This is a genomic window from Streptomyces nigrescens (assembly GCF_027626975.1).
Taxonomy (GTDB): domain Bacteria; phylum Actinomycetota; class Actinomycetes; order Streptomycetales; family Streptomycetaceae; genus Streptomyces; species Streptomyces nigrescens.
Genome location: NZ_CP114203.1, coordinates 8,602,276 through 8,627,787 on the forward strand (window position 1 = coordinate 8,602,276; position 25,512 = coordinate 8,627,787).

The following is a 25,512-nucleotide window of genomic DNA, read 5'->3' on the forward strand; positions in this document are numbered from 1 at the left end:
CTCCTGGGTGGGGGAGGGGGGAGGCTAGATGTGCGGCACGTAGGGGGTGAAGTCGACAAGGAGGACGGAGCGCTCGCCGCGGCGTGCCTCGGTGCCACGGCGCACGGGGCTGACGTAGTGGCTGACCTGGGGGTCGTAGACGCCGTAGGAATCCAGCGGCCGGTCCAGGGTGAACTCGGCCTGGATCAGCTCCTTGTTGACTTCCTCCGGATGCAGGCCGGCGCATCGAGGGGGTGCGATCACATTGACGCCGCCCGTGACGTTGTCCCGGCTGATCAGGTGGGCGAAGGTGAAGGGTTCGCCGTCCTGGTGCAGGACATTCGGTGAGGGCACGGCCTCCTCTTCGGAGCCGTCCACGGCGAGCTTGAGGAGGTGCACACCGACATGCACGAGCCCGTGGCGGAGCGAGTCCAGCTGGGTGGCTTCCCGGGCGTCGAAGAGAATGATCTGGCGGAGCAGCGCATTGGCCCGGGTCGCCGCCGAGATCGCGGGGAAGCGGCGGCGCCGGCCGGGGTGTTCGGGGTTGTGGTCGCCCTGGTAGTACTCCGTGACCGGGCCCAGAACCGGGTCCTGGTGGGTGGGCAGCCAGGTGAGGGACTGCTCCCAGGGCACCAGCACCGCGCGTCCGTACCTGCGGTAGCGGTGCGCCCTCTCGGCGTACGGGTCCGGGGGCAGCTCCGTGAAGGCGTCCCGGAGCTGGCCGAAGAGCGCGTCGGCGTCACGGTCGCCCAGCCCCTCCAGGAAGTCTTCGCAGTCGTAGCGCTCAAATCCTTTGCCCATGAGACGTGTTGTCGTTTCGACAGCTACGGTCGTCATGTCTTCCTCCGTCTTCGCTATGGGAATTCCGCGCCGGGCCAGGACGAGGCCGGGCGGGGTTTTGGATTTAACGGGGAGATGGAAGATGCCTGCCGATATTGTGAAACCGAGGATGTCTTCGACTCGGATTTCTGGAAACTTTCGGCGGCGGGGAAATTCAGTGAACCACTTGGATTTCCCTCTTGCATCTCACGGTAATTGAATGAGGATGCGATGTGCAAGGCGGCTGTTGAAATAATTTTCCAGTATTTCCGCCGGGATGGCCTCGCGTATGCCGGCGGTGGCCCCCCGTGGACCGCGGCGTCACATCCGCCGCGGTCACACGAAGTCAGGCGTGCGTCGTCTCAGAGTATTTCGCACAGCGCACGGGCGAGCGGCTTCGCGGAAGCGGGGTTCTGCCCGGTGAGCAGGGCGCGGTCGCGAACGAGGTGTTCCCCCCACGGCGGGCCCGCGGAAAAGCGGGCGCCACGTTTGACCAGTCGGCCCTCAGCCGTCCAGGGAATCAGTTCCAGGAGCCCGAGGTCGGCCTCTTCCTCGTCGGTGAAGCAGGTCATTTCGTAACCGCTGAAAGGCCAGTCGCCGGATGCGTCCAACGACGAAAGCAATGCCGCCGGACCATGGCAGACCGCTGCGATGGGTTTTCCGGACTGATGGAACGCACTCAGTACGCGCCCGCAGTCAGGGTCGGCCCACAGGTCTGCCAGGGGCCCGTATCCGCCGGGAATGAACACCGCGTCGAACATCTCGACATTGACGGCCCGCAGTGGCACCGGGGTGGTGAAGCGCGGGCGGAGCGCCTCGACGGCTTCGTGAAGTGCGGCGCAGTGATCGGCGGAGTATCCGGTCCCCTCGGGGGTGAGCCCCGCGGGGTCGGGGCCGGCCGGCGCGCCTTCGGGTGTGGCGATGACGGTGGTGATGCCGGCGGCCGCGAAGACGGCTTCAGGTTCGATGACCTCTTCCGGCCAGAATCCTGTCGTGTGACGGCTTCCGTCGGTGAGCGGGAGCTCGGTGGCAGCTGATAACAGCATCAGGACAGATGTCATGGCCGTCCTCCTTTCTGATGGTGGTGGGTGTGCGGCGGTCGCCGGCGACGCTCACCGGTCGCGGAGTGCGCTGCACGCGACCGCTGTTCATCGCTCGTCCGCTTCTTCGGTGTAGAGACCGAGCTTGTCGAGCAGGGGGAACTCGTTGTACGAGAACAGCACCGCCTCATCGGTGCCGGGGTTGGCGTGGCTGTGCCATGACCAGGACGGCACGCAGAAGGTGTCGCCGGCGCTCCACGGATGGACCACGCCGTCGATCGTCACAAGACCGCTGCCGCGCGCTGCGACATAGACGACCGATCCCGTGTGCCGGTGGCTGCGGGTGTGTTCACCCGGCGCCAGCATCTGCAGCTTCGCGCCGAGGGTGTGGGTCACCGGGCCGCCCGTGACCGGATTCGTGTATTCCATGATGACGCCGTCGAACGGGGAGTGGTTCCCCGCGCGTGCTGCCGCGGCCAGCGCCTCGTAGCACTTGTCCCAGGGGTAGGAGAACAGCGGGGACGCCTCGCTGCGCCGACGGGTGTCGGGCAACAGCAGGCCGCCGTAGCGCGCAAGGGTGTCCGTGCGGTCCTGCGTCCCGAGGTGGCTGCGCTGCGGATGAAGCTCGAAGAAGTTCGCACCGAGCGTGTTGACCAGCGGATCGTTGGTGCAGTCCTGCCAGATGACGAGACCGTCGTCGGAGTCGTTGCCGTGTTCGTGCCACAGCCCGCCCGGGGTGATCACGACATCGCCCGGGCCGACGGTCATGCGGTCACCGTCGACCGCCGTCCAGCCGCCCTCGCCCTCCATCACGAAGCGGATGGCGGAGGCCGCGTGCCGGTGGGCCGTCATTCTCTCGTGCGGTTTGAGGGTCTGGAGCCCCGAGTACAGGTGCCCCACCGCCGCCTCGTAGTCGGGGTGCCCGGGGTTGAGGTGGGTGATGACCCGGAGCGCGGCGTCCTCGCCCTTGACGAACTCGGCCGCTTCGACCGCGAAGGGGCGCAGCTCCGCGTAGCGCCACAGGGCGGGCACCGAGCGGGGGTTGGGCGTCCAGGACTGGTTCTCGTTGGCGGCGCCCCAGCGCCCCACGGCGTGGTGGCGGCGCAGTCGGCCGGCGAAGGACTCCGGCTCGGTGGGCCCCTGTTGCTGGGGCGGTATCGCACCGAGGAGTGCCGGTTTCATCGGGTGCTCCCTTCTGGTGTGCGCGGGACGGCGCAGCGCCGGGCGGCGGTGGTGAGTTCGGCCCACAGGGCGTGGATGTCGGCCTCGGTGGTGTGGATGTTCCCGATGGAGACGCGGATGGCATACCCGGACGGCACCACGGTGTGCGAGACGAACGAGCCCCCGGCCTCGTTGACGGCCCTATGGATACGCCGGTTCAGTTCGTCGACGTCCCGCGGGTCCAGCTCCTGGTCGTGGGGTTGGTAGCGCAGGCACACCAACGGGAAGGGGGTGTCGTTCTCCACCACCCAGTCCGGGTCGGAGCGCGCCCTGTCACGCAGCCCTTCGGCGAGGGCCGCCGCGGCGCTGAGCCGGTCGGTGAGACCCGAGACGCCGAAGGACTTGATCAGCCACCACAGCTTGAGCGCGCGGAACTGCCGGCCCAGCTGCAGTGAGTAGTTCATGAAGTCGACACTGCCGTCCTCGTGACGGGTGCGCAGGTATTCCGGTACGACGCGGAAGGTGTTGGTGAGGGCGTCGCGGTGCCGGCAGAACAGGGCACTGGCTTCCATGGGGCACATCAGGACCTTGTGCGGATTGGCGACCAGCGAGTCCGCACGCGACAGGTCGGGAAGCTGTGGGCCGACCTGCGGGGCCAGCCTCCAGAACCCGCCGTAGGCGGCGTCGACATGCAGCCAGGTGTCGTGCGCGGCGCAGATCTCCGCGATCTCCTCGACCGGGTCGATCGCTCCGACGGAGGTGGTGCCGACGTTGGCGACCACGGCCATCGCGCGGTAGCCGAGCCGTTCATCCCTTTCCAGGCGCTCCCTCAGGGCGTTCGGGTCGAGCCGGCCGTCGGGGTCGGCGGGGATGCGCACCACGTTGTCGAGGCCGATACCGAGGGTGATGGCTGCCTTGTCGATGGAGCTGTGGGTCTGGTCGGACGTGTAGATCCGCAACCGCGGCACGTCCCGGCCGGCGAGCCCCTGCTGTCTGATGTCCAGTCCGGCGAGGTGCTCCCGGGCCGCGGCGAGTCCGTAGAGCGTGCCCAGGGACGCGCCGTCGACCAGAACCGAGTCCTGCGCCACGGTGTAACCGACCATCTGGGCGAGCCAGTCCAGGACGGTCAGTTCCACGGCTGCGGCGGCCGGAGCGGCGTCCCACAGCATCACGTTGACGTTCAGCGCGGCGGTGAACATCTCGGCCAGGATGGCCGGCCCGCTGGAGCTGTTGCTGAAGTACGCATGGAACCGCGGGTGGTTCCACAAGGTGAGATTGGGACGCACGTCGTCCCAGGTCTGGCTCAGGATCTCGGTGAATGGCTGTGGGGCGTCCGGTAGCGGTTCGTCGAGCAGCGCACGGATCTCCTGTGCGGAGCGCTGGGTGGTGACGGGCTGGTTCCCCAGGGTCGAGAAGTGCTCGCGCAGTTGCGACAACAGGAGTTGACCGTTCTTCTCCAGCTCTTCGGGGCTCCAGTCCCCGACGTTCTCACTCATGTGTGTCCTTAGGTCATACGCAATCAAGTCCGACGGATCAGTGGTCGTGCTCGACCTCCACCTCCAGCTCGGTGGCGTAGCGGATGTGCCGCGGACGCGTGCAGTACTTGCGGTACAGCGGCTCCGCCAGGCTCTCTTCGGAGGTGAGCAGGTCCTGGTGGTCCTCCTTGCTGCGCCAGGAGTACTGCCACGTCACCAGGTGCGGGTCGGCGTCGTCCTGGAGGAAGATGGCGTGTCCGTTCCAGCCGGGGTGCGCATGGGCGTTGTCGCCGAGCGCGTCGTCCATGCGCTGCATGACGGTGGTCGCCTGGCCGGCGGACTCGTCGTTCAGGTACCAGGTCTCGATCACGGTGATGGCCATGACAATCTCCTCTTCGTGTGTGTCGGTCAGGCGTTGGCGTTGAAGTAGTCCTGGAGCAGCGACTGGCCGCCCGGGACGAACTTCTCGCAGATGAGCTTGTGGTTGGCGCGGTTGTGGGACTGTGCGCGCCAGAGCTGGGTGGCCGCTCTCTCGACCTCCTCCGGGACCTCCCCGGAGCGGATCGCCCGCTTCAGGCTCGTCCGGATCGTGCGCATGAGGTCGAGCATCCGCTCGTGGTCGCTGTTGAACTTTCCGGAGAAACCGGGGTTCAGCCACGGCGGCTCCATCGACGGCCTGATAAGGCTTTCGTAGGCCGTCTCCGGGAAATCCGATGCGTAGCGCATGCAGGAGGTCGCGGCGCCGTAGAGCCTGCTCAGCTTGGTCAGCAGCGGGCTTACGGACCGCCAGTCCTCTTCGTTGATCGATTTCTCCAGCGATGCGAGATAGGTGTTCATCACTGTGAGGTGCAGATGGAAGACGTGGTGCCCGAGCTTCCACCGGCGCACTGCCGTCTGCTGTTCGGCCGAGATATGCATTGCTGTCGTGCTCCCCCTTCGGTCGGTGATGTCGGGAAACCGGCCCATTTTCAGGTCGCCAGCTGCCGCAGCGTGTGCTGCAGGATGATGGCGAGACCGTCAAGAATCTGAGCCTGTTCGCTCTCTTCGAGGCTCGTCGCGGGAAGATCGTCGCTGACCTGTTCCGCAACGGAAAGCACGGTCTTCATCCAGGTGTCCGGCGATATGTCACTCTGATGCTCAATGCGGAAATACGCGTCGTATTCGTCCGAATCGCTGAGCACTTTGACGTCACCGGGCGCCCGGCCGTCGCCGGGCAGGGTGATCGGGGCGATCAGGTGATAGTCGTCCACTGCGAGAGTCGCTTCACTCATGACGCTTCCAGTCCGTTGGCAGCTACTTCGGGTCAGAGTTGTGCTGTGTATCGGGCATTTCCGTCACGAACCGCTGGTGCTGCTCGGGGAGGGCCTGCGGTTGGAGAACCACACTGCGGCGATCACGACCACACAGCCGACGAGCTGGCCGGCGGTGGGCGTCTCCCTGAGGATGATGAGTCCGAATCCGATGGCCATGACCGGCTGGAGCAGCAGCAGCGCGGCGGAGGTGTTCGGGGCGAGCTTGGGCGATCCGGTGCTGATCAGCAGCCAGGCCACGACCTGCCCGAGGAGGGCAAGGGCGATCACCCAACCCCATGACATCGGCGACATCGACAGGCTGATGCCGGTGGTGAACAGGCTGATGACGCCGGCGGCCACCGCGGCGGCACCGGTGGAAATGCAGATCGGTGTCACCACGTGCGCCGGGCTGCGCTCGCCCGACACCCGGTTGAGGTACAGATACGCGGCGTAGGCGATGCCGGCGGCGACACCCAGCACCGCACCGCGTACCGGGTTTCCGTCCCCCTCACCGTGTTCCAGAGCGCCGCTGGACAGCGCGATTCCGGCCAACATCACGGGAATGGTGAACAGGAATCGACGAGAAATCGCTGTTCCGTCGATGATCCGCGCCAGCAAAGGGAATGCGATGACTTGCACATTGATGAGCACTGTGGCGACCGCGGCACCCACATCCAGGATACTCATGGTCCACATGACGTAGTCCACGCCCAGGAATATGCCCGCGACCACTGCATATCCCTGAAGCGGCCGCGCCAGACGCCCTTTTCGCCTTACCTCATGAACAAGTAACGGCACAAGTACTGCGAGGGCGAGGGCGCAACGAAGGAATGCCGCGGTTCCCGCAGTGACGTCGGCGAGCTTGACAAACATCGCCGAAGCCGACAAGCAGGCGGCACCGCTGATCACCAACACGACCGGGGCCGCGGTGCCATGCCGCGGAGTCCGCTCGTTGTCATCTGCGGTTGTTACGGGGGGAGTTGAGGTCGCATCCACAACGTCCACGATCCCAGCGTGAGCCCCGTAACACTATTCAAGATTCATTACCAAAAAGCATTAGCCTGCCTTACATGATCACCTGGGAGAGGTTACGTGTCTTTGCCGCCGTCGCCCGGCTCGGCTCTGTGGGCGAGGCGGCCGCGGTGCTGCACATCACCGGCCCGGCGGTGTCCCAGCACCTGCGCAAACTTGAGAAGGAGGTCCAGTGCCGGCTCGTCGAACGAGACGGCCGCGGCATCCGGCTGACCAGCGCCGGACACATACTGGCGAGGTCCGCACAGGCCATGGTGACCACGCTCGACGACGCCGAGCGCGACCTCGCCAATCTCCACGGTCTCGTCGCCGGTCCGCTGCGCATAGGCGGCGTCGCCAGCGCCCTGCGCGCCCTGGTCCCCCCTGTGCTGAGCAGTCTGATCACCCGTCACCCGCGCCTGGAACCCTCGCTGCGCGACGGTGAAGCGGTCGACATGATCCCGATGCTGCAGGCACGCCAACTGGACGCGGTCGTCACCGAGAGCTGGACCCACCGCCCCGCGCACATGCCGCCGGGCATCCGGATAACCCGGCTGGTTTACGAGGACGCCCAGTTAGCGGTTCCTGAGGGGCACCCGCTCGCCGACCGGGAGTTCGTGGCGCTGAGCGATCTTCACGGGGAGTTCTGGACCACCTGCCCCGAGGGAAGCGACGCCCATGAAGCGCTGCTGCAACTGCTGCGCGCGCATGAGGTGGAGGCGGAGGTGCGCTACTGCGTGTCCGACTACGCCACGCAACTCCATCTGGTGGCGGCGGGCCTCGCGGTGACCTTGGTACCGCGCATGGTGCGGGAATCCGCGCCCCCCGGCGTGTGCTTCGTTCCCTGCCGGCCGACCGTGACCCGCAGTGTGGTCGTGGCGACCGCCGCCGACGCCGAAACGCCGGGCGTGCGGGCTTTCATGGCGGAGATGATCCGGGTCGCCTACCGGACCGAGCCCAGCTTGACTCCGCACGCTCCGCGGAAGAGCGCCTCGGACGAGCAGCCCCTCGCGGCAGAAGCGAGTCCGGACACCGACGCGCCGCCGGATCCACCGGCGGTCACCTCGCACTTACCGCTTGGCACCGGCCCCGCTCCGGCATCCTCACCTGAGGAGTAACGACGGAAGAGGCGGCCATGTCCGGCTTCAGACGCGTCGTCGGCGGCCAGGGCGCGGCCACGACTCCCTCCTCCGTCCTACGGTCCACGGCACCGGCCCCGCTCGCTGATCCGGGCCGATCTGAACGAATGACCCTGGTGACCCGGGCCGGACACCGAGAGAGTCAGGCCCCTCACCCGGCCGCTGCCGCCTCCGCCGCGCCCCGGCCCAGGAGGTCGTGGAGGAGACGGGTGGCGGGGAGTTCCGGGTGGAGGTAGACGTGTTCGCCGCGCTGGGCGACGGCCGCGAGGAGGGCGTGGAAGGTGGTCTTCGCGTCCTCCGTCCGTCCGGCCCGGTGCTGGGCCTGTCCGAGGAGGCCCAGGTGGAGGGGGCGGCGCAGATGGGTTCTGGAGTTGCGGAGTTCGGCGAGGGAGGAGTTCATCAGCGTGAGACCGTCGTCCACCCTTCCGGAGTGGGTGAGGCCCCAGCCCTCCAGCGTGGCGAGCATGGCCTTCCAGTAGAGCAGCCCGTGTTCGTCCGCCAGGCGGGCTCCCTCGGCACCGGAGGAATGGGCCGTGCGGACGTCGCCCTCCCAGGCCGCCACGACCGCGTCCACATAGAGAGCGAAGGAGCGGTCGGAGGGCCTGCTGTCGTACTCGGTGAGACCCAGCAGTTCGCGGCGGCGTGCCGTGGCGGTCTTCCGGTCGCCCATGAGCCAATGGGTGAAGGTGTCGTAGGAGCGGCAGGAGACACGCGGGTCGTGCTGGAAGGTGCGGGCCAGGGAATGGCCCTCACGGGCGTAGCCGTCGGCCATGGCGACGCCGTGCTCCAGCTCGGTGAGCGCCTGCGGCAACTGGCCGCGGACGTGCAGAACGATGCCCTCGGCGTAGGCCGCGCCGAGCACCGCCACGGGCTGGCCGGACCGTTCGGCGAGGTCGCGGAGCAGGCCGGAGAACGGGCGTGAGTCGTCGTAGCGGCCGGTGACGAGGTGCGAGGCGCACAGGGCCCAGAGCACCGACGGGTCCTCGGGGGAGTGGGTGACCTCGCTGAGGGCCCGTCCGCGGGCGAGTGCCGTCTCGGCCTCGGAGTGGCCGTAGCCCCGGGTGGTGGCCAGCACTTGGCCGAGCTGGATGTGCAGCCGCCGGTCCAGGGACGCGGTCGAGGGGTCGTCGGGCGGCAGCAGGCCGACCAGGTGCACCGCGCGGCGCAGCCAGGTCTCCACCTGTTCGTAGGCGAGCTGCTGCTCGGCCTGCTCGGCTGCGCGCAGCAGCAGGGGAAGTGTGTCGGCAATCGGCAGCGCGCCCTTGGCCTGCCAGGCATGGTGGGCGACCCGCTCGATCTCCTCGTCCTCCACCAGCCGGGGCCTGCGGGCGCACAACCCCTCGGCGACCCTGGCGTGCAGCCGCTGCCGGTCCTCGCGGGAGAGCTCGTCGATGAGCGTCTCCTGGACCAGGGCATGGGCGAAGTGGAGCCCTTCCGGACGGTGGGGGTCCTCGCCGAGCAGCCCGGCGCGGATCGCCGACTCCAGTGCCTCGGCGACCGGTTCGTCCTCGGTGGCGGTGCAGTCCAGCAGATCGGTGTCGACCTCGGTGCCGATGACGGCACACAGCCGCAGTACGCGTAGCACCGTCTCGGGCAGCGCGGCGAACCGCTGGCGCAGCGCCTCGCGGGCGCCCGTCGGGATGCGGGTCAGCAGTACGCCCACCGCGTCGGGCCGGCGCAGGCTCCGCGCGTCGGCCAGCAGCGAGAGGAGCTGCATGACGAAGTACGGGTTGCCCTCGCTGCGCCGGTGCAGCACCTCGACGACCTTCGCGTCGACACCGGGCCCGGCCTGGGCGGCGACGATGGCGGCGACGGCGTTCCGGGACAGGCCGCCGAGCCGCAGGGTCTCGGTCCGGGGACCGCGCAGGACCTCGGCGAGTATGCGGCGCAGCGTCGCGTCGGATCCGACCTCGTGCTCACGGGCGGTCAGGACGATGCCGAGCGGGTGGCCCTGGCTGCGGGTGCTCAGCAGTCTGAGGAGGTCCAGGGAGGCGGTGTCGGCCCAGTGCAGGTCCTCCATGAGGAGGACGAGCGGATGCTGGGTGGCGAGGGCGAGCAGGACCTCGCAGACCGCGTCGTGGGTGAGGAACCGGGCCTGGCCCCAGTCGGGTTCGGGGGCCGGCCGGCCGGGTCCGGCCGCGTGCTCGGGCATCAGTGGGGCGAGCAGGGTGCCGAACGGTTTCACCGCGTCGCGGAAGGCGTCCGGGCGGGTGGTGGACAGCCGCCTGAGGATCTGGGTCCACAGCCAGTAGGGCGGTACCCCCTCGCTCAGGAAGCAGTGGCTCCAGATCACCTCCAGGCCGGCACACTTCCGGTCGGCGTCGTCCTGGCCGGCGCAGGCGGCTTCCAGCCGGGGGACGAGTTCGAGCAGCAGGCGGGTCTTGCCGACACCGGCGGGGCCGAGGACGCCCGCCACGTGCCCGTGGCCGGCGAGCGCGCTCGCCGCCGCGGCCGTCAGCCGCTGCAACTCCTCGCTGCGGCCGGTGAACGGCGACTGGGCGCCCGGCTTTAAGGTCTCGCGGATCGTGCCGTTCTTCGGCGTCTCCGCGTCCCGCGCGGGACGCGCGCCCTCAGGGGAATCCGCCATGGAAGACGGTGAGTCCTCGGCGGTCGTCACCGGCCGGCATGTGTGCCCCGGTCCGGCGGTGACGCGCGGCGCTCCCGCCCCGCCTGCGGCAGCGCTTCCGATCGCTCCCCCTTCCGCGGACCCGGCGCCGTGCCGGCGAGAGTCGTGACAGCGGGCTGCTGCCGTGAACGGCCCGCCCGGTTCGGCGCCTGCCGTGCCGGCCCCACCGGACGCCTCGGGCCGTGCGGGCTCCTGCGCCGCGCGGACGGGCGGGCGCGCCTCCGTCCTCCGCGTCCTCTCGCCGTCGTCCGCCTTCGCGACCCCGATCACCGGAGCCCCCAGCGCGGGCCCGGCGGGTTCGGGGCGCGCGGTGTGTGATCCCGCGGTGGGCCCGCACGTCCCCGGCTCCTGGCGCAGTATCGCGGTCCTGACCCGGCGGAGTTCGGCGGCTGTGCCCACACCGAACTCCTCGTCCAGGTGGACGCGGGTCCTCTCGTACGCTTCCAGCGCCTCGGCCTGCCGCCCGAGCCGGGACAGAGCCGTCATCAGGTGGCCGACCAGGCGTTCCCGCGCCGGGTGGCGGCGTGCCTCGCGGTCGAGGTCCGCGGCGACCTCCTGGGCCGCTCCCAGGGCGAGCCGGGCCTCCGCGCTGGCCTCCACGGCGGCGAGCCGGACGTGTTCGAGCCGCGAACTCTCGTCACAGAGCGGGGGATGGCCGTCGAACTCCGCGTAGGGCGAGCCCCGCCACAGTGCCAGGGCCGCGCCGAGCCGGTCCCGCGCGGCGAGCGGGTCGCGTCGTTCCAGTAGCCGTCGCCCTTCCGCTACCAGGCGCTCGAAGCGGCAGCCGTCGATCTGTTCGGGGGGCAGTTCCAAGACGTATCCGGGCGCGCGGTGGCGCAGCATGGAGGGGCGGTCGGGCCCGGACGCCGGCTGCAGTGCGCGACGCAGGTGGGACACGTGGCTCTGGAGCGTGGCGACGGCCTGACGCGGGGGCTCCTCGCCCCACAGCTCCTCGATGAGCAGTTCCGTGGGCACCACGCGCCCCGGGCGTATGAGGAGCAGGGCGAGCAGGGCCCTGCGGCGTGGCGGGCCGAGCGGGAGGTCGCGGCCGTCGTGGCGTGCCGACAGGGGACCCAGAACGCTCAGCAGGAGGGGGGCGTTGTCCGGCTCGGCCGCGGGGGCCGGGGTGGTCGGGGCCGGGTTGCGTATGGGGAATGGAGGCATGTCGGTCCCAATCGTTCTCGCACGCGCGTTGGTGCTGACGGGCGGGTGGCGCTGTGCGGCAGGTGCCCTTCCAAACCGGATCTTGGCATAGGGAACGGGGCATTCCAAGATCAAGATCCGCCGTCGGCAAGGGAACGGCAAGGTGTCTGCCGGGGGTCGGCAAGGTTGGCGCAAAACCGCTGCAGTGGACGGCAAGGATTCGCCAATGTTCCGGCCAGGCCGCTGCAAGGGGGGTGTCGCAGGCTGCCCGTCATCGGAAACCACCGCTGAACGGGGAGGCCATGAACCCGCCGGACGACTGCTCTGCCATCACCCGAGAACTCACCGCCGCGGGCCCGGCGTGAAGGCTTCCGCAGCGGGACCGCCCGCCGTGTTCTTCCCCGGCCAGGGGTCCCAGAAGCGCGGCATGGGAGCCGGCCTCTTCGACCGGTTCCCCGAACTGACCGCGGCGGCCGGCGACGTCCTCGGCCATGACCTCCCGCGGCTGTGTCTGGAGGACCCGGACGGGCGGCTCGACGACACGCGCTACACCCAGCCCGCGCTCTATGTCGTCAACGCCCTCGCCTACCAGGACTCGCTGGAGCGCGGCGAACCCGAGGGCGCGTACCTGCTGGGCCACAGCCTCGGTGAGTACAACGCCCTGCACGCCGCCGGCGCCTTCGACTTCGAGACCGGACTGAAGCTCGTCGTCAAGCGGGGCGAGCTGATGGCCCGGGCCACGGACGGGGCCATGCTCGCCGTCGTGGGGCCGGACGCGGACGAGGTGCGGGCCTTCCTCGCCGAGGAGGGCCTGTCGCGGCTCGACATCGCCAACATCAACACCCCTGTCCAGACCGTGCTGTCCGGGGCTCTGGACGAGATCGAGCGTGCGCACAAGACGCTCGACGCGCGCGGGACCCGGGTCGCCCGTCTGAAGGTCTCGGCCGCCTTCCACTCGCGGTTCATGGCCCCCGCCCGCGACGAGTTCGCCGCCTTCCTCAAAGGCTTCCGGTTCGCGCCCCTGCGGGCCACGGTGATCGCCAACCTCACCGCGCGGCCGTACACGGACCAGGACATCGCCGCGACGCTCAGCGAGCAGATCTGCGGATCGGTGCAGTGGCTGGACAGCGTCCGCTACCTGCTGGAGCGCACGACCGCCGGCCACTGCCGTGAGGTGGGCGAGGGAGGAGTCCTGACCCGAATGATCCGGCAGATCGACGCGGCCCCCGCCCGCCAGGTGCCGAAGCCGCAGCCCCGGTCGCGGCCACGCCTGTTCTGCATCGCCTACGCCGGAGGCGACGAGCGCGCCTACGCAGGACTCGCCGAACACTGCCCGGACGTCGACGTCGTGACGCTGGAACGCCCCGGACGCGGCCGGCGCGCCGCCGAGCCGCTGCTGCGGGAACCCGCCGCGATCGTCGACGATCTGCTCAGGCAGCTGCGGGACCGGCTCGACGCCCCGTACGCGCTCTACGGCCACAGTCTCGGAGCCCGGCTGGCGCTCCTGCTCTGCCGCCGGCTGCGCGCTGAGCGGCTCCCCGCACCGGCCCACCTGTTCGTCTCGGGGGAGAGCGGACCGTCGATCCCGAGCCGGGAGCGCCACACCTGGGAGCTGTCCACGGACGCCTTCTGGGACCACCTCAAGGAGCTCGGGGGGATCCCGGCGGAGCTGTGGGAGCACCCCGACCTGATGGCGTTCTACGAGCCCGTCCTGCGGGCCGACTTCGCCGCGCTGGGCGCCTACCGGCACGAGGACGCCCCGCCGCTGGACGTGCCGGTCACCGCCATGGCCGGCGACGACGAGCAGCTCACCCGGGCCGACCTGGAGGGCTGGCAACGGGAGAGCACCCGGCCCCTGACCACACACCGGTTTCCCGGCGACCACTTCTTCATCCGGGCCCAGTGGCCCGCGCTGGCCCGGATCGTCACTGCCGGGCTCGCGGCCCCCTGACGCCCTGCCGAACAGAGAAGAGTCCACGCGCGCCGGCCACCGGCACGTGTCCCGCACCGACCATCCCGAGGGTGACGACAGCCATGAAGCAGGAACTCAAGAAGCACATGGAAGAGCAGTTCATGTTCGAGTTCGACTCGGACATCACCGAGGACACCGACCTGTTCAAGGCGGGCATCCTCGACTCGTTCGGCTACCTCTCGCTGATGAAGCACGTCGAGGAGGAGTACGGCGTGCCGCTCGGCGAGGAGATCCTCGGCAACGTCATGGTCTCGCTGTCCGGCATCGTCGGGTTCGTCGACACCGCCCGCGCGCGGGCCGCCGGGAGCCGGTGACGCGATGTGCGGCATAGCCGGCTTCTACGGAAGCTCCCTGCCCCCGCAGGAGTACGAGAACCTGATCCACGGCATGCTCGCCCAGATCGAGCACCGCGGTCCGGACGAGGCGGGCTGCTTGCTCGACGACCGGCTGGCCATGGGCACGGTACGGCTGAGCATCATCGACCTGTCCACCGGTTCGCAGCCGGTCGGCAGCGCCGACGGCCGCTACTGGCTCTGCTACAACGGCGAGCTGTACAACTACCGCGAGCTGCGCGAGAAGCTGACCGCCCGCGGCTTCGCCTTCCGCACCGCGTCCGACACCGAGGTCGTGCTGAACGCCTGGGCCGCCTGGGGCCTCGACTGCCTGCCCCGTTTCAACGGCGCCTTCGCGTTCGCCCTCTACGACAGCACCACCGGCGAACTGCACCTGGTGCGCGACCGGTTCGGCAAGCGGCCCCTGTACGTGGCGCGCCACCGCGGTGCGTGGCTGTTCGCCTCCGAGATGAAGGCGTTCCTCGCCTACCCCGACTTCAGCTTCGCTTTCGACGAGGCACAGATGGCGTCGGTCTTCGCCACCTGGACCCCGCTGCCCGGCCAGAGCGGCTACCGCGGGATCGAGCAGATTCCCATGGGTGAGTACCTGTCCGTGCGCGGCGACGAGGTCCGGCGTGGCCGCTGGGCCACGCTCGACCTGGACGCGGGCCCGGCCCCGGAGAGCGAGCGGGAGGCCGTCGAGCTCGTCCGCGCGGACCTCGAAGCCGCGGTCGACGTGCGCCTGCGCAGCGATGTCGAGGTCGGCGTCTACGCCTCCGGCGGCCTGGACTCCTCGATCATCGCGCACCTCGCAGCCCAGCGGACGAACCGCCCGCTGCGGACGTTCTCGATCGAGTTCGAGGACGCGGAGTTCGACGAATCGGCCGAACAGGCCGAGCTGGCAGCGCATTTGGGCACGCGCCACTCCACCGTGCGCGTGACCGACGAGGATGTCGTCGACGCCTTCCCCGAAGCCGTCCGGCACGCCGAGGTGCCCGTCTTCCGCACCGCCTTCGTCCCCATGTACCTGCTGGCAGGCCATGTCCGGAGCGAAGGGATCAAGGTCGTGCTCAGCGGCGAGGGCGCCGACGAGGCCTTCCTCGGCTACGGCATCTTCAAGGACACGCAGCTGCTCTCGACCTGGCACGAGCTGGACGACGACACCCGCCTGCGCCGCTTGAGCCGGATCTACCCGTACCTGCGCCACTTCAACAGCGACGACGGCCACCGCCGGATGCTCGGCCTCTACCGGCAGTTCACCGAGGAGACCCTGCCCGGCCTCTTCTCCCACCAGATGCGGTTCCAGAACGGCCGCTTCGCCGCACGCCTGCTCAAGAACACGGGCGACCCGTTCGCGGCCCTCGGGGAACTCGTGGCCGACGAGCCCGGCTACGCACAGCTCACCCCCGTGCAGAAGGCTCAGTGGCTGGAGTTCCGCACGCTCCTGAGCGGCTACCTGCTCTCGACCCAGGGCGAGCGCATGACGCTGGCCCACGGCGTCGAGAACCGCTGCCCCTTCCTCGACCCGGCGGTGGTCCGCCGCGCCGCATCGGTCAACCTGCGGTTCGGCGACCCCTATGACGAGAAGTACCTGCTCAAGCGCGCCTACGCCGACGTGCTGCCGGAACGGATCGTGAAGAAGGGAAAGTTCCCCTACCGCGCCCCGGACAGCGCCGCGTTCGTCCGCTCCCGCCCCGAGCACCGTGAGCTGCTGACCGACCCCCACACCCTCGACGAGATCGGTGTGCTCGACGCGCGCTTCGTGAAGCGGTTCACCGACCGCGTCTTCGACAGCCCGCCCGAGCAGATCGGCACGAAGGAGAACCAGGCCTTCGTCCTCCTGGCGTCGACGGTCTGGCTGCACCACTGGTACGTGCGCGGCAACGCCCGCCGCCGGACCCCGCTCGGGGTCCCCCTGTACGTCGTCGACCGGCGCAGCGGCGCCCTGTCGGCCTAGGACGGAGAACGCGCCATGAAGAAGGAGAACGGCGTCCTCGCCGACGACCGGGACATCGCCGTCATCGGCCTGTCCCTGCGGTTGCCCGGCTCGCGCACGCCCGAGGAGTTCTGGAGCCACCTGGCCGAGGGCCGCTCGCTCATCAGCGAGGTCCCCGAGCGCCGCTGGCGCAAGGAGGACCACCTCGGCCACCCGCGCCGCGAATTCAACAAGACCAACAGCGTCTGGGGCGGCTTCGTCGACGACGCCGACTGCTTCGACGCCGACTTCTTCCAGATCTCCCCGCGCGAGGCGCAGTCCATGGACCCGCAGCAGCGGATGGCCCTGGAGCTCAGCTGGCACGCCCTGGAGGACGCCGGCTACCGGGCCGACCGCGTCGCGGGCTCCCGCACCGGCGTCTTCATGGGCGTCTGCCACTGGGACTACGCCGAGCTGATCGAGCAGGAAGTCGAGGAGATCGACGCCTACTACCCGACCGGCGCCGCGTACGCGATCATCGCCAACCGGGTCTCCCACCACTTCGACTTCCGTGGCCCGAGCGTCGTCAACGACACGGCCTGCGCCGCCTCGCTCGTGGCCGTGCAGCAGGCGGTGCAGGCCCTGCAGGCCGGCGACTGCGACCTCGCGCTCGCCGGCGGCGTCAACCTGACCTGGTCGCCGCGGCACTTCATCGCGTTCGCCAAGGCCGGCATGCTCTCGCCCGACGGCCGGTGCCGGGCGTTCGACGCGGACGCCAACGGCTATGTGCGCGGCGAGGGCGGCGGCGTCATCCTGCTCAAGCGGGCCGCGGACGCCCGCCGCGACGGCGACGCCGTTCACGCAGTGATCAAGGGCATCGGCAGCAACCACGGCGGGCGCACCAGCTCGCTGACCGTCACCAACCCGGCCGCACAGGCCGAACTGATCGCCGGCGTCTACCGCAAGGCCGGTATCGCACCCGAGACCGTCACCTACGTGGAGACCCACGGCCCCGGCACCCCGGTCGGGGACCCGATCGAGATCCGCGGCCTCAAGCAGGCCTTCGCCGACCTGGGCACGGACCGGACCGCCGAGGCCCCGGCCCACCGGTGCGGCATCGGCTCGGTCAAGACCAACATCGGCCACCTGGAAGGGGCCGCCGGCATCGCGGGCATGCTCAAGGTCATCCTCGCCATGCGCCACCGCAAGCTGCCCGCGACGGTCAACTTCCGCAAACTCAACCCCCTCATCAACCTGGACGGCAGCCCGCTGTACGTCCTAGACCGCCTCACCGACTGGGACACCGAAGGGTCCGCACCGCTGCGCGCGGGCGTCAGCTCCTTCGGGTTCGGCGGGACCAACGCCCACGTCCTGCTGGAAGCCGCGGACCCGGTGGCGGCCACCGAGGACGAAGGCGAACAGTGGCTGCCGGTGTCCGCCAAGGACGAGGAGCGGCTCCGTGAGACGTGCGCCCGGCTCGCCCGCTGGGTCCGGACCCGGATCGAGCAGAACGAGCTCCCGGCCCTCACCGATGTCGCCCGCACGCTGCGCGAAGGCCGGGTGCCCCTGCGCGAGCGCGTGGTCTTCCGCGCGAGCGGCATCGAGGAGTGGGCGGCGCAGCTGGAGAGCGTCGCCGCAGGGGAGGAGCCGCCCGCGCACTGCCCGCGCGGCCGGGCCGGAACCGAAGCCCCCGACGGTCTGGACGCGGACGACCTGACGGCCCTGGCCGAGCGCTGGCTGGAGAAGGGACGGCAGGACAAGTTCGCGGCCGCCTGGGCCCAGGGCCTGCCCGTGGACTGGGAGCAGTGGCCCGAGCACGGCCGCCGCGTGCACGTGCCCGGCTACGCGTTCGCCAGTACTCCGCACTGGTTCCGGACGGACCGGGACGAGACGACCGGGAAGCCGGAGCGCGGCGTGATGCCCACCGCTCCCGCCCCGCTCGGCGAAGGAGAGCCGGAAGGGGGCGGCTGGACCTTCCCCCTGCGCTTCGACGCCTCACAGGGATTCGTCCGCGACCACCTCGTCAACGGCGCACGGATCGTTCCCGGAGTGGTGGCCCTGGCACTCGTCACCGAGGCAGCCGGACGGGCCGCCGCCGCAGACGCCCGGGCCGGGCTGGCACCCCACATCCGCAACGCGGTGTGGATCCGCCCGCTGCTCGTCGGCGACACCGGGCTCACCGCGCAGCTCCGCCTGACCCCCGCCGCCGACGGCTACGACTACGCGATCACCGACGACCACGGCACGCAGTACACCAGCGGCCGCGTCGAGTACGGCGAGCCCGCCGCGGCCGAGAGGACGGACCCGGGCGCGCTGCGCGAGCGGTTCCCCCAGCGTGTCGACGCCGCCGAGGGGTACGCCGCGCTACGGTCCAGCGGCATCGAGCACGGCCCCGCTCTGCGCGGCCTCCACGCCCTGCACCGCGGTCCGGACGGCGTGCTGGCCGAGCTGCGGCTCCCTGCGGGTGTCCCGGACGGCATGGCGCTGCAGCCCGCGATCCTCGACAGCGCCCTCCTCGCGTGCCTGGCCCTCGGCCCGGCCGACGGCGGCTGGCGCAGGCCCGCCGCCCCCGCGGTGCCGTTCGCGCTGGACCGCCTCACCGTGCACGCGGCGACGACCCCGACGATGTGGGCGTGGCTGCGGCCGGCCGGCAGTGGCACAGCCGGCGGGACGACCGGAGCCGACATCGACCTGTTCGATGAGAACGGCCGGCTGTGCGTGCGCTTCAGCGGCTACACGTCGAGGGAACTGCCCACCGCACGACCGGCGGCGGCCCAGGCCCCGGAAGGGGAGCTTCTGGAGCTCACCGGCGTCTGGGAGGCGGCCCCTGCCCCGGCACCCGCAGCCGGGCAGGCCACCCCGGCCGGCCCGGTGACGGTGCTCAACGCCGCACTGGACGACGACCTCGCGGCGGCGAGCGCCGCACGGCTGGGAGTGGACATCCGACAGCTGGCGGTTCCGGCGGCAGCGGCCGATGTCACCGATGCCGAAGCCATGAAGGCGGCGTTCGCGGCCTGTTACCCGCAGGTCCGGCAACTGGTCGGGCAGGGACGGCAGGTGCTCGTCGTCGCACCGGGTGCACCGGACTCTCCGGTCTACGCCCCGCTGGCGGCGCTGCTGAAGACCGCACAGCAGGAGAACCCTTCGTTCCGGGGCAGGCTGGTGCTCCTCGACGCCTACGACCCCCGCGACGCCGACCGCTTCGAGCGGGTCGTCAGCGCGGAGGCAGGTGCCGGAGACGACACCGAGGCCGCTTACGACGCCCAGGACCGCCGCGTGCGGCACGGCTTCGTGGAACTCCCCCGGAACGAGGAGGGGGAGAGCCTGCTCCGCGACCGCGGCGTCTACTGGATCACCGGGGGCGCCGGCGGACTCGGTCTGCTGCTCGCCGAGCGGCTCTGCCATCGCCACCGCGCCGTGGTCGTCGTCAGTGGCCGCGCGGCGCACAGCCGGGCCGTCGAGGCACTGCGGGCCCGCCTGCCCCACGGTGAGGTGGCGTACTGCCGCACGGATGTGACGGATGCGGACGCCGTGCGGGACACGGTCGCGGAGATCCGTGCGCGGCACGGACGGCTCGATGGCGTGTTCCACGCGGCCGGCGTCCTCGATGACGGCTACCTCGCGAACAAACCGCTCGCGGGCACCGCCGCCGTACTCGCGCCCAAGGTGGACGGCGCCACGTACATCGACGACGCGACGCGCGCCCACGGCCTGGACTTCCTCCTGCTGTTCGGCTCCGTGGCGGGCGCCTTCGGCAACGCCGCGCAGGCCGACTACGCCGCCGCCAACGCCTTCCTCGACGCGTTCGCCGCACGACGGCAGGCAGCCGGCAGCGTGACCCGCTCCGTCGACTGGCCGCTGTGGGCCGACGGCGGTATGCGCGTGGACGACGCCAGCCTCGCCTACCTGCGCAAGCGCACCGGGACCGTGCCCCTGCCGAGCGAGGCCGGCCTGGACGCACTGGAGCGCGCGCTGCGCTCCGACGCCCCGGTCCGCCGCGTGGTGCTCTTCGGGGAGCGCTCCAAACTGCTCGTGTACGCGGGCCTGGACCGTGCCGCGAAGCCGGAGCGGCGCGCGTCCGGGGTGCAGCGGGACACGGCCGCGCCGGCCGTCCTGGAGGAGAGCGAACTCGTCGCCCGTACACAGGACCTGCTGCGGAACCTGTTCGCCGAGGTGACCCGGCAGGACGCGGAGCACATCCTGGTCGAGGAGAAGCTGGAGACCTACGGCATCGAATCGATCTCCATCGTCGACCTGACCAGCAGGCTGGAGGACACCTTCGGCTCCCTGCCCAAGACGCTCTTCTTCGAGCACGTCGATCTGCAGGGCGTGGCGGGCTACTTCGTCGCCGAGCACCGCGAACGACTCCTCGAACTCTTCGCCCCCGAAGCACCCGCTCCCCAAGCACCCGCCCCCGAAGCCCTCGCGCCCGAGCAGCCCGCCGTTCAAGCGCCCGCCGTCGAGGCGATGCCCGCCGCCGCGCCCGCCCCGGCCGTCAGGCCGTCCGGTCCGGACCGTCACGACATCGCGGTGATCGGTATGGCGGGCCGGTACCCGGGCGCCGACACCCTGGAGGAGTTCTGGGAGCTGCTCAGCGAGGGCCGGCACAGCTTCGAACCCGTCCCGGAATCGCGGTGGCGGCACAGCGACATCTACTTCGACGAGCGTGATGTCGACGGCAAGACCGTCGTCAAGACGGGCACGTTCCTGCGGGACGTGGCGGCGTTCGATCCGCGCTACTTCAACATCTCCCAGCGCGACGCCGAACTGCTCTCCCCGGAGGTCCGGCTCTTCCTGCAGGCGGGCGTGGTGGCCCTGGAGGACGCGGGCTACTCGCGCGAGACGCTGCGGCGCCGCTACGACGGCGATGTCGGCGTGCTCGTCGGCTCGATGAACAACAGCTACTCGCTCTACGGCTTCCAGAACATGCTGATGCGCGGCACCGCGACCAGCGGCAGCGAGCTCGGAGTGATGGCGAACATGCTGTCCTACCACTACGGCTTCACCGGGCCGTCCGTGTTCCTCGACACCATGTGCTCCTCGGCGTCGGCGTGCGTGCACCAGGCGGTGCGCATGCTGCGCGGCGGCGAGTGCCGCATGGCCGTCGTCGGGGGCATCAACCTGATGCTGCACCCGTTCGACCTCATCGCGACCTCACAGGCCCACTTCACCACCAAGTCGGCCGATGTGGTGCGCAGTTACGGCCTCGGCGCCGACGGCACGATCCTGGGCGAAGGCGTGGGCACGCTCGTGCTCAAGCCGCTGGCCGAGGCCGTCGCCGACGGCGACCACGTCTACGGTGTGATCAAGGGCAGCGGTATGACCAACGCCGGGGTCCGCAACGGCTTCACGGTGCCGAGCCCGCAGCAGCAGGCCCGCGCCATCGAGAAGGCGCTCGACGACGCCGCCGTGGACGCGCGCACGATCAGCTACCTGGAGGGCCACGGCTCGGCGACCTCCCTCGGCGACCCCATCGAGATCAAGGGCGCCGCCCTCGCGTTCGGTCGCGACACACAGGACCTGGGGTTCTGCGCGCTGGGCTCGGTCAAGTCCAATGTGGCGCACCTGCTGTCCGGATCCGGCATGGCCGGCCTGACCAAGGTGCTGCTGCAGCTCAAGCACCGCACACTGGCGCCCTCGCTGCACGCCGGGACGCTCAGCTCGGCGATCGACTTCGACAAGACGCCGTTCGTGGTGCAGCGCCACCGCGATACCTGGCGGCGCCCCGTGGTCGGCGGCGAGGAGGTGCCGCGCCGGGCGGGCGTCACGTCCATCGGCGCCGGCGGCATCAACGTGCACATCGTCGTCGAGGAGCACGACGGGCAGGTCGCCGCCGCACCGGACAGCGGCCGCCCGCAGCTGCTGGTGTTCTCCGCCATGACGCCCCAGGCCTTGCAGAAGGTGCTGCGCGATGTGCACGAGTACATATCGGAGACCGCACCGGGCCTGGACGCCCTCGCGTACACCCTGCAGACCGGCAAGAACGAACTGCCGTGCCGGCTGGCCTTCGTCGCCGACGACATCGCGGTCGCGCAGGCCCGCCTGGCCCGGCTGTCCGCCGTGGACTGGACGGCACCGTCACCCGGTGTGCCCGCAGGCGTGCACTTCACGGCGAGCACGCTGCGGCGCCGGCGCACCGCCGACGCGGCGACCGTCGAACAGGCCCTGTACGAGGGTGAGTTGGCGGATCTGGCGCAGCACTGGACGGACGGCGCGAGCCTCGACTGGGACCGGCTGTGGCCGTCGGGAAGCCGCCCGGCCAAGCCGTCGCTGCCCGCCTACCCCTTCGACAAGGTGCACTGCTGGTACCCCGAGCACGACGACGCGCCCAGCGTGCTGCGGCCGCTCGCCTTCGCCGGGCGCGCCCACCCCTGGGTCGGTGTCAACGCCTCGGATCTCAACGGCGTGCGCTACACCCTCCGGCTGCGCGGGGACGAACTCCTCGACTACGTCCACACCGTGGGGCGCAAGCGCCGTTACGCCACGGTGGCGCTGCTGGACGCGGCACTGGCGTTCGCGCGGCTCGCCGGGCTGGCCGGGCCGCTGCGGCTGCGGAACGCGCAGTGGGCGGCGCTCCCGTCGCCCTCGGACGCCCCCGAGACGTTCACCTGGCGACTCGGCACGTCCGGCGACGGTGTGCACCGCGTCGAGCTGTGGCACACCGACGAGGCCACGCTCCGGTTCGCCGCCGAGGTCGTACCGTCCGCGCCTGCCGAGGACGCGTCGATGCCGCAGGTGATGAAGGCGCCCGCGACCCTCGACGGGGACAGCTTCTACGCCGCGCTCGGCACCGCGGGCCTCGACGCCCGGCCGTACGCCCGCAGCGTCGAAGGGGTCACGGAACTCGACGACCACCGGCTGCTCGTACGGGTCGCCGAACCGGCCATGTGCCAGGACCCGCACAAGCAGCAGGTGCACCTCCCGGCCTGGGCGCTCGCCGGGCTGCTCCAGGGTGTTCAGCACACGCTGGGCCGGGCCGACGCCGCCGTGGTGCGGGTCGGATCCGTGCAGGGCGAGCAGTGGGAGCGCACCCGGGCGATCGTCCTGGCGCGGATGTCCGACGCCGTCTTCATCGCGGCTTTCCTCGACGAGGACGGCCGGGTTCTGGGCCGGGTCGAGGACGCCGAGTTCACCGCCGGCGACCTCCCGCCGGCCCTTCCCGGCGAGGCCGGACGGGCACTCGTGGCACTGCCGCAGGCGTCGCGTCCGGTGCTGCAGGCGCCGGCGGGCACGGAGGAGCGGCAGCAGCCGGAGGCCGAGCCGACAGTGCCCGTGCCGGTGGCCGTGGACAGGCTGGCGGCCGCGGACGAGCCGGTGGTCGCGGACGAGACGGAGGCGCTCGTCGCGTCGCTGCGCGAGACCGTCGCCGACCTGCTCAAGTTCGACCTGGCCGACATCGACCTCGACACGCACTTCCACGCGTACGGCTTCGAGTCCATCGCGCTGGCCAAACTGGCCTCGGAACTCAACGGCATCCTCGGCACGGACCTCACCCCCGCCGTCTTCTTCGAGTGCCCCGACATCCGCAGCCTCGCCGAGCACCTGCTCGACCGCTACGGTCCCGAGCTGAGCCTCCCCACGGTCACCGGCGCACCCGTCCCGGTCGCTGCCACCCGGCCGTCCCCGGAGCCGGCACCGGCACCCGGGCCGGACGACGGCGCGGTGGCCATCGTCGGCGCCGCCGGGCGGTTCCCCGGCGCGGACGACCTGGACACCTTCTGGCAGCAGCTCCGTGCGGGCGAGGATCTGATCGCCGACTACCCCGGCGACCGTTTCGACGGCCCCTACGCGGACGTGGTGGCGCGGGCGGACTTCCCGAAGTTCGCCGGCCGGATCGACGGCGTGGACCGCTTCGACGCGGACTTCTTCCACCTGTCGCGGCTCGAAGCGGAGCTGATGGACCCGCAGCACCGTCTGGCGCTGGAGACGGTGTGGACCGCGCTGGAGAACGGCGGCTACGCCCCGGCGCGCCTCCCCGCGAACACCGGGGTCTACTTCGGCGTCTCCGGCAGCGACTACCACCACCTGCTCAACGCCAGCGGCGTGGCACCCGACGGTTACACCGCCACCGGCAACGCCCACTCGATGCTGGCCAACCGGATCTCCTACGTCCTGGACGTGAACGGGCCGAGCGAACCCGTCGACACGGCCTGTTCCAGTTCGCTCGTCGCGCTTCACCGCGCCGTCGAGAGCATCCGGTCCGGCCGCTGCGACATGGCCATCGCGGGCGGTGTCAACCTGCTGCTGAGTGTGGACACCTTCGCCGCGACGCACATGGCGGGCATGCTCAGCCCCGACGGCCGCTGCAAGACCTTCGCCGCCGGAGCGGACGGCTATGTCCGCTCCGAGGGCGTCGCCGCGGTGCTGCTCAAGCCGCTCGCCCGGGCGCAGCGGGACGGCGACGCCATCTGGGGCGTGATCCGCGGTACCGCCGAGAACCACGGTGGCCGCGCCGGTTCCCTGACCGCCCCCAACGGCAAGGCGCAGGCCGCGCTGATCCAGGAGGCGATGCGCGGCACCGACCCGGACAGCGTCGGCTACGTCGAGGCGCACGGCACGGGCACCGGCCTGGGCGACCCGGTCGAGGTCAACGCCCTCGACAGCGCCTACCGCGCCCTGCGCACCGCCGAGGGCAGGCCGCCGCACGCGGCCCGGCCGTGCGCGCTCGGCTCGGTGAAGAGCAACATCGGCCACGCGGAGGCGGCCGCAGGCCTGGCTGGAGTCCTCAAGGTGCTGCTCGCCATGCGCCACCGTGAGCTGCCGCCGACCCTGCACTGTGACCGGCTCAACCCGCACCTGCCGCTCGACGGCGGATTCGAGGTCGTACGCACCCTGCGCCGCTGGGAGCCGTGCACCGACGCCACCGGGGGATCGTGGCCCCTGCGGGCCGGAGTGAGCAGCTTCGGTTTCGGCGGCGCCAACGCCCACGTCGTCCTCGAAGCACCGCCCGTACCGCCCGCACCGGCGGAGCCGGCCCGTACGACCGCCTCCCGGGCCATCGTGCTGTCCGCCCGCGACGGCGAGCGGCTGCGTGCCACGGCCGGACGGCTGCGGGACTTCCTCGACCGGGCGCGCCGCGGCGGAAACGCCCCGGACCTGGCGGACCTGGCGTTCACCCTCCAGGTCGGCCGGGAGGCCATGGAACAGCGCCTGGGCTTCGTCGCCGGAAGCATCGGCGAGGTGCTCGGCACACTGGACCGGTTCCTCGCCGGCGAAGGGCCCTCCACCTGGCACACCGGCGGCATCAGGCGGTCGCGTGGCACCGGAGTGCGGCGCGAGCCGGAGCAGGCACCCGAGGTCACCCGGGCCCTCCGCGACGGACAGCTCGACCGGGTGACGGCCCTGTGGTGCGACGGAGCCCCCGTCGACTGGCAGGCGATCCATCCCGCGGGCGAGCGCCGCACCGTGCAGCTGCCCGCACAGCCCTTCGCCCGCGACCGCTACTGGGTGCCTGCCGGAGACGGAGCCCCCGTCCCACCGCCCGCGGCCCCCACTCCGCCCCCCGCGGCCGAGCCCGCCTTCGAGACCGATGCCCGTGCGGAGCTGCTGCGAGCGGTCCTCGACGGACGTGCCGACCCGGACGCCCTGAGCAGGACCTGACGCTTCCC

Annotated in this window: 14 protein-coding genes; 5 read left to right on the forward strand and 9 right to left on the reverse strand. The window is 70.9% G+C overall.

What is annotated here, in order from left to right:
• Window positions 1–24: 24 nt before the first annotated feature.
• From STRNI_RS37785 to STRNI_RS37820, 8 genes are all read right to left on the reverse strand, one after another.
• Window positions 25–816, reverse strand: a complete 792-nt coding sequence (locus STRNI_RS37785; protein ID WP_093637917.1) for a 2OG-Fe dioxygenase family protein — start codon at window positions 814–816, stop codon at window positions 25–27.
• Between the two features lie 344 nt (window positions 817–1,160).
• Window positions 1,161–1,859, reverse strand: coding sequence for a type 1 glutamine amidotransferase domain-containing protein (locus STRNI_RS37790; RefSeq protein ID WP_262037904.1), 699 nt, complete (start codon window positions 1,857–1,859; stop codon window positions 1,161–1,163).
• Window positions 1,860–1,946: 87 nt separating this feature from the next.
• A complete protein-coding gene (locus STRNI_RS37795) occupies window positions 1,947–3,020 on the reverse strand; it encodes a cupin domain-containing protein (protein WP_274733335.1) in 1,074 nt (357 codons plus the stop codon).
• The gene (locus tag STRNI_RS37800) at window positions 3,017–4,495 is read right to left on the reverse strand and encodes a pyridoxal phosphate-dependent decarboxylase family protein (RefSeq protein WP_148588742.1); all 1,479 of its coding nucleotides are present in this window, start codon (window positions 4,493–4,495) and stop codon (window positions 3,017–3,019) included. The genes STRNI_RS37795 and STRNI_RS37800 overlap by 4 nt, the downstream gene beginning before the upstream one ends.
• A 37-nt stretch (window positions 4,496–4,532) precedes the next feature.
• The gene (locus STRNI_RS37805) at window positions 4,533–4,856 is read right to left on the reverse strand and encodes a hypothetical protein (RefSeq protein WP_093637906.1); all 324 of its coding nucleotides are present in this window, start codon (window positions 4,854–4,856) and stop codon (window positions 4,533–4,535) included.
• A gap of 26 nt (window positions 4,857–4,882) precedes the next feature.
• Window positions 4,883–5,392 (reverse strand): hypothetical protein, encoded by a 510-nt coding sequence (locus tag STRNI_RS37810; RefSeq protein ID WP_093637903.1) that lies wholly within the window; start codon window positions 5,390–5,392, stop codon window positions 4,883–4,885.
• Window positions 5,393–5,442: 50 nt separating this feature from the next.
• Window positions 5,443–5,745: a hypothetical protein gene (locus STRNI_RS37815; RefSeq protein WP_141725548.1), complete on the reverse strand. Its 303-nt coding sequence runs from the start codon at window positions 5,743–5,745 to the stop codon at window positions 5,443–5,445.
• Window positions 5,746–5,808: 63 nt separating this feature from the next.
• Window positions 5,809–6,771, reverse strand: a complete 963-nt coding sequence (locus STRNI_RS37820) for a DMT family transporter (RefSeq protein WP_229838385.1) — start codon at window positions 6,769–6,771, stop codon at window positions 5,809–5,811.
• Between the two features lie 65 nt (window positions 6,772–6,836).
• Here STRNI_RS37820 and STRNI_RS37825 point away from each other — a divergent pair, with 65 nt between their 5' ends.
• Window positions 6,837–7,895: a LysR family transcriptional regulator gene (locus tag STRNI_RS37825; RefSeq protein WP_277412859.1), complete on the forward strand. Its 1,059-nt coding sequence runs from the start codon at window positions 6,837–6,839 to the stop codon at window positions 7,893–7,895.
• A 172-nt stretch (window positions 7,896–8,067) separates the two neighbouring features.
• Here the strand turns inward: STRNI_RS37825 and STRNI_RS37830 are convergent, their stop codons facing one another.
• Entirely contained in the window at window positions 8,068–11,706 is a 3,639-nt protein-coding gene (locus tag STRNI_RS37830; RefSeq protein ID WP_277412860.1) for an ATP-binding protein, read from the reverse strand.
• Window positions 11,707–11,911: 205 nt separating this feature from the next.
• On the opposite strand from STRNI_RS37830, the gene fabD reads away from it, so the two are divergent.
• The 4 genes from fabD to STRNI_RS37850 all read left to right on the forward strand — a co-directional run bounded on the left by fabD (window position 11,912) and on the right by STRNI_RS37850 (window position 25,504).
• Entirely contained in the window at window positions 11,912–13,636 is a 1,725-nt protein-coding gene (gene fabD / locus STRNI_RS37835; RefSeq protein ID WP_159491329.1) for an ACP S-malonyltransferase, read from the forward strand.
• A 71-nt stretch (window positions 13,637–13,707) separates the two neighbouring features.
• Window positions 13,708–13,971 carry an acyl carrier protein gene (locus STRNI_RS37840; protein WP_229838387.1) on the forward strand — a complete coding sequence of 88 codons (264 nt, stop codon included), beginning with the start codon at window positions 13,708–13,710 and terminating at the stop codon, window positions 13,969–13,971.
• 4 nt (window positions 13,972–13,975) lie between these two features.
• The gene (gene asnB, locus STRNI_RS37845; RefSeq protein ID WP_266439827.1) at window positions 13,976–15,946 is read left to right on the forward strand and encodes an asparagine synthase (glutamine-hydrolyzing); all 1,971 of its coding nucleotides are present in this window, start codon (window positions 13,976–13,978) and stop codon (window positions 15,944–15,946) included.
• Between the two features lie 15 nt (window positions 15,947–15,961).
• Window positions 15,962–25,504 carry an SDR family NAD(P)-dependent oxidoreductase gene (locus STRNI_RS37850; RefSeq protein ID WP_277412861.1) on the forward strand — a complete coding sequence of 3,181 codons (9,543 nt, stop codon included), beginning with the start codon at window positions 15,962–15,964 and terminating at the stop codon, window positions 25,502–25,504.
• The last annotated feature ends 8 nt before the right edge of the window (window positions 25,505–25,512 follow it).

Coding starts and splice junctions, on each gene's coding strand:
- STRNI_RS37850 (WP_277412861.1), top strand. CDS start 15,962: ATGAAGAAGGAGAACGGCGTCCTCGCCGACGACCGGGACATCGCCGTC.
- STRNI_RS37810 (WP_093637903.1), bottom strand. CDS start 5,392: ATGCATATCTCGGCCGAACAGCAGACGGCAGTGCGCCGGTGGAAGCTC.
- fabD (WP_159491329.1), top strand. CDS start 11,912: ATGTTCCGGCCAGGCCGCTGCAAGGGGGGTGTCGCAGGCTGCCCGTCA.
- STRNI_RS37830 (WP_277412860.1), bottom strand. CDS start 11,706: ATGCCTCCATTCCCCATACGCAACCCGGCCCCGACCACCCCGGCCCCC.
- STRNI_RS37800 (WP_148588742.1), bottom strand. CDS start 4,495: ATGAGTGAGAACGTCGGGGACTGGAGCCCCGAAGAGCTGGAGAAGAAC.
- STRNI_RS37825 (WP_277412859.1), top strand. CDS start 6,837: ATGATCACCTGGGAGAGGTTACGTGTCTTTGCCGCCGTCGCCCGGCTC.
- STRNI_RS37805 (WP_093637906.1), bottom strand. CDS start 4,856: ATGGCCATCACCGTGATCGAGACCTGGTACCTGAACGACGAGTCCGCC.
- STRNI_RS37790 (WP_262037904.1), bottom strand. CDS start 1,859: ATGACATCTGTCCTGATGCTGTTATCAGCTGCCACCGAGCTCCCGCTC.
- asnB (WP_266439827.1), top strand. CDS start 13,976: ATGTGCGGCATAGCCGGCTTCTACGGAAGCTCCCTGCCCCCGCAGGAG.
- STRNI_RS37795 (WP_274733335.1), bottom strand. CDS start 3,020: ATGAAACCGGCACTCCTCGGTGCGATACCGCCCCAGCAACAGGGGCCC.
- STRNI_RS37785 (WP_093637917.1), bottom strand. CDS start 816: ATGACGACCGTAGCTGTCGAAACGACAACACGTCTCATGGGCAAAGGA.
- STRNI_RS37815 (WP_141725548.1), bottom strand. CDS start 5,745: ATGAGTGAAGCGACTCTCGCAGTGGACGACTATCACCTGATCGCCCCG.